The sequence below is a fragment of the Geodermatophilus siccatus genome (genome assembly GCF_900103785.1).
GTDB classification, from domain to species: domain Bacteria; phylum Actinomycetota; class Actinomycetes; order Mycobacteriales; family Geodermatophilaceae; genus Geodermatophilus; species Geodermatophilus siccatus.
In genome coordinates, this window is record NZ_FNHE01000008.1 from 1 (window position 1) to 4,989 (window position 4,989).

Consider the following 4,989-nt stretch of genomic DNA (forward strand, 5'->3'; position numbering starts at 1 on the left):
AGGCATTCCAGATGAAAGGCGCCACCGCCTGCGTCGTGTACGCGCCAGCGACTGCCTGAGCCTGTTGTGTCGGGAGAAAGAACCACCCTTCCATCCGTTGTGACGCCATCCAGCCACCGCGAGCCAGGAATATGCCCAAGGCACTGTAGTCTGATTTGTGCACCTGGAGGCGGGAAGGGAGGCGGAGGTGCCTCTTGGCTTAGTAGGTTGGTAACTACATACCCATGGTCAGAAGTCTCTGGAGGCGCTGGAGGGGCGGCGAAGTCGGTCGAGACATAAGGCCCTCGATAGAGAATGTGGTCGATGGGGCCGTCACTTGTTACGGAACCTTGGTATGCATTGTGGAGTCCGCTCTGGGCGACAAACTCGTGCCATCCTGCTATCCGCCCGTCCGCATTATTGAAGTCGCCAGCCATGATGATCGCGTCGGAGCGAAGCTGTGCCAGGGACGTTGCAAGATGGTGGCCATCGCGGTTCTCGGAGTCACTCCAAGCGTTGAACCGCAGTGAGAAGATCAGATGATCTATCTCAAATATCCAGGCTGCCACCTGGATGACACCATACGTTGTCTCGCCTCCATTGCTAATCACAGGATGATAAATTGGCGTATAGAGCGGAAAGCGTGACAGTACGGCCACAACCTTCCATGCTCGAAGACCCATGGAAACGGTGTGCCCCCAGTGTGCATACTCGAAGCCGACGCCTTCTGCGATACGGACAGGTTGGTTGAAGTCAGGTCCAAACGGAGGGCGGTATCTCAGGGCCTCATTGAGTAGCACAATGTCAGGCGCCTCTTTGCGTATAGCCTCAGTTATCTGCGGTATGAAGACGTTATCCGGGAGATCCGGGTTGGTGTCTCGCCCTTCCGCGATGTTCCAGGTGAGGATTCGCAACTTATCGGGCATATCGGCCTCTACTCATAGAGTGGGTAGGTAGGCGGGAGTTTTCGAGAGCGATTGAGGGACGGTGTCGCTCGAACCGCTACGAATCCTGCAAGGGTAGTCACCCGATGTCGGTAGCCCGCCCATCGGCGGTGCCTCGCGAATGGCGGATCATCAGCGGGGAGTGACGATCCATCGGCTCCCCGACCCGCCCGTGTCGGGGCTAAGGACGACCGTGCCGTTTGGCGTGACGCCGTCTAGCCACCGGGGTCCGGGCTGGTCGCCGAGACACTCCAGGTGAATCGCTGCCCCGCCGGCGTCGTGCAGCCTCCACCGGCTCCCCGACCCGCCCGTGTCGGGGCTAAGGACGACCGTGCCGTTTGGCGTGACGCCGTCTAGCCACCGGGGTCCGGGCTGGTCGCCGAGACACTCCAGGTGAATCGCTGCCCCGCCGGCGTCGTGCAGCCTCCACCGGCTCCCCGACCCACTCGGTTCGAGACTGAGGACGACCGTGCCGTTTGGCGTGACGCCGTCCAGCCACCGCGGGCCGGGAATATCACCCCAGCACCACAGCCCGACCTGCATTCCGGCCTGTATCTGGTTGACGGGAATTGGCTCGGGCGGACGTTCAAAGCGCGCGTATACTGCGCAGAGGTGATATCCGGGCAAGGGCCATGCAGTCCATGCATCCACGAATTCCACTAGGTTCGGAGTAGCGTTCCACGAGCTGGCCATGTTGCCGAGGTGGACGCGACCATTTTCTAACTTGTAGGCAACTGGCCAGTGAAAAGTGAAGGCGGTCCCATTTAGTCTACCCAGGTCAACGAGCACTGGAACGGGCAAGTTTCGGTTCAGAGCCTCCGCCAGTTGGCTGAAGGCCACGGCCCTCCAAAGTCCAATATCGACGGGAGGAAAGCATACCGCCTTCGCTATGCACCCATAGCGCCCCAGCGCCTCAGCGATCCTTCCCGGGGTTGTACCCCAGCCAAAGACAACGTCCGGGCCCTGTCCATCATTGATGATTGCGTCAATTATTGCGCCGTCATCCCAGTGCCCTGCCGCGTTCCGCGGCAACCCGAACGGGTCGATGCGGTGGAAATCGATGATTGTGGCAATGGCGGCCTGACCGCAGGTGTTCCAATCAATATCGGGTCGAGTATTCCGATAGGCGTGGAAAGTTGTCTCCACTCTCGGAGCGTCCAGGTCGCGGCCCCATGTAATATGTTCTAAGCTTCCCTGAGTCCGGGCTGTCTCGTGCGCCCGGTTGTCCAGCCACTTCAGAAAATCGCTGGAATGCAGGTCCACGGGGGAAGTTTGGGGCGGAAATGCGACATCGGATTCCATGCTGCACCTCCAGAAAGGTGAATGAACACACCCATCCAGACTCGTGAGGGAAGGGGCGGCGGGGCTTCATCCCAAGTCTCTGGCCCGGGTGCTCTAGCGTGCTCAACCGACGCGGCCGCAGTGGCACTCCCAGGGTCCGCGGCTACCGTCACCGCATCGTCACCATGTCGTCACCGCGGCAACGTCCCGTGAGGCGATGGACGTCCAGGCCGCCGAGCGTGTGGGCAATCCCGTGCACTCAAGCCGCGGCTGTCGGTGACCGCAGCCGCACGACCACAATCCACTAGGCGTTGATCGCGGCGGAGCTGACCGCGGGGCTCGGCGCCGCAATCTCGGGGGCGATCAGGCTGCCCTCCCCGAGCCCCATATGCTTGGCGCGGGCTCGCTTGAAGGCTCGGTTGAACCGCCCCGGCGAGTCCGGAGACTCCAGTCCTTGAGGAGGATGGAGTCGTGGCAGATCGAAGCGTCCGGTATCCGCAGGAGCTGCGTGAACCGCCCCGGGATTGATGGAGGCTTCCAACCACCGAAGGATGGAAGTCATGGCGGCACCGCGGAAGTATCCCGACGAGCTGCGTGAGCGGGCGATCCGCTTCGCGCTCGACCTGGTCGACGGGCCAGAGAAGCTGAGCGTCAACGCCGCCTGCAAGCGGGTCGGCGAGCAGCTGGGGATCGTGCCGGACTCGCTGCGGAACTGGGTGCAGCAGGCCCGCATCGACGCCGGCAGCGCGCCGGGTCTGACCACCGACGAGCGGGCCCGGCTGGCCGAGCTGGAACGGGAGAACCGCGAGCTGCGCCGGGCGAACGCGATCCTCAAGAGCGCGTCGGCCTTCTTCGCGGCCGAGCTCGACCGGCCCTCCCAGCGCTGATCGACTACATCGACCAGCATCGACAGGAGTTCGGAGTCGAGCCGATCTGCCGCGCGCTCACCGAGGCGGGCGCCACGATCGCTCCGAGCACCTACTACGCCGCGCGGACCCGACCACCCTCGGACCGGGCGGTCCGCGACGCGCAACTCAAACCGGAGATCAGGCGGGTCTTCGAGGACAACCTGGGCGTCTACGGAGTCCGCAAGGTCTGGCGGCAACTCCTGCGCGCAGGCCACCGCGTGCCGCGCTGCCAGGTCGAACGGCTGATGCGCTCCCTCGGCCTGGCCGGCGCGGTGCGCGGCAAGGTCAAGCGGACCACCGTCCCGGCCGCAACCGTCGACGCCCAGCCCGAGGACCTGGTGCAACGCGTCTTCCGGGCTGCGGCGCCGAACCGGCTGTGGGTGGCCGAACTGACCTACGTCGCGACCTGGTCGGGCTGGGTGTACGCCGCCTTCGTCATGGCGTCTACTCGCGGCGCATCGTCGGCTGGCGCTGCTCGATCAGCCTGCGCACCGATCTGGCCGCCGACGCCCTCGAGCAGGGGCTGTGGCAGCGCGCCCGCGACGGCCACGAGATCCGCGGGCTGATCCACCACTCGGACAGGGGCTCGCAGTACCTGTCGCTGCGCTACACCGACCGGCTCGACGCCGCCGGCGCCGTCCGCTCGGTGGGCAGCAAGGGCGACTCCTATGACAACGCCGCCGCCGAGTCCCTGATCGGCCTGTACAAGACCGAGCTCATCCGCCGCCGCGGACCGTGGCGCGGCCTCGACGACGTCGAGTTGGCCACCCTGGAGTACGTCGACTGGTTCAACCACCGCCGCCTGCACGGCGCCTGCGGCGACATCCACCGGTCGAGTTCGAGGACCTCTACTACCGTTCGATCGCCGACCTCACCGAGGACCTCCCGGCAGCACCGAGCCTCCACTGAACCCGGGGCGGTTCAAATCTGCTGCTGCACCGGCTGGGGTGGAGCGTGCAGGTGCCCGCCCGGCGCGTGGTCCAGCGCGACGAGGAGTGGATCCGCGCCTGGCGGCTGGAGACCTGGCCCAAGATAGGGGGGCCGCGGCGGACCTGGGCGCCTGGCGGGTCCTCGAAGACGAATCGGGCCACGGGGCTCCAGGCTGCCGCAGGGTCGCACCTGGGGCCGCCGCGGTCGGACCCCGGTGGTGCGGGTGACCGCGGCGATCAGCCCGCGGCTGTCGGTGGCCGAGCTGGTCGCGGTCGAGCCCGGGCACCGGCCGCGGCTGAATTACCGCACCTATCGCGGGCGGCGCGGCGGGCGGCGCAAGGGGTTCACCGAGGCCGACTACGCCGCCCTGCTGGGGACCGCCCGCCAGCAGCTGAGCGGCCCGATCGTGCTGGTCTGGGACCACCTGAGCATTCACACGAACAAGGCCATGGCCGAGCTGATCGCCGCCCGGCCCTGGCTGACCGTCTACCGGCTGCCGCCGTACGCCCATGAGCTCAATCCGCTGGAGCCGGTGTGGTTACACCTGAAGCGGTCGCTCGCCAACCAGACCAAGCACACCCTCGCCGAGCTGACTGCGCTGGTGAAGACCCGGCTCCAGCGGATGCAGTACCGCCCCGGGCTGCTGGCAGCTCCTGTCCAGCACGGGGCTCGAGTTCGAATCGTTCGTGAACTTTCGCCGTTGATGATCTTGGTGACACGACGGTGACGCCGGGGTGACGGTGCGCGTGCTGTAGTACGCCGCTTTGGCGGCTGTCTGACCGACAGTCCCCCACCGAGGAGCTACAGGAAAGAAGGAACCGTCCCTGCTCCGACGAGGAGTGCTCATGGACAACGGCATCGGCGGCTACGACCTGGCCGACGAGCGTGATCGGGCCTTCGCCTTCGACTACGACCACTCCGGCAGGCTCGATCACATCGCCCTCTAC

At 65.5% G+C, this 4,989-nt stretch carries 3 protein-coding genes, 1 pseudogene and 1 other annotated feature; of the genes and pseudogenes, 2 read left to right on the plus strand and 2 right to left on the minus strand.

The window, feature by feature from the left end; all coding sequences use genetic code 11:
- The coding region (locus tag BLS21_RS15125; RefSeq protein ID WP_139177146.1) for an endonuclease/exonuclease/phosphatase family protein at positions 1 to 905 on the minus strand (905 nt) is incomplete at its 3' end.
- Between the two features lie 150 nt (positions 906 to 1,055).
- A complete protein-coding gene (locus tag BLS21_RS24685) occupies positions 1,056 to 2,186 on the minus strand; it encodes an RICIN domain-containing protein (RefSeq protein ID WP_139177148.1) in 1,131 nt (376 codons plus the stop codon).
- Between the two features lie 578 nt (positions 2,187 to 2,764).
- Between BLS21_RS24685 and BLS21_RS15130 the strand changes: the two are divergent.
- Positions 2,765 to 4,021, plus strand: a pseudogene (locus tag BLS21_RS15130) (IS3 family transposase).
- Positions 3,049 to 3,177 (plus strand) — a sequence feature (AL1L pseudoknot). Its footprint overlaps the pseudogene before it by 129 nt.
- A gap of 193 nt (positions 4,022 to 4,214) precedes the next feature.
- Complete coding sequence (locus BLS21_RS15140) at positions 4,215 to 4,769, plus strand: transposase (protein WP_342705848.1); 555 nt, start codon at positions 4,215 to 4,217, stop codon at positions 4,767 to 4,769.
- Positions 4,770 to 4,989: the final 220 nt, after the last annotated feature.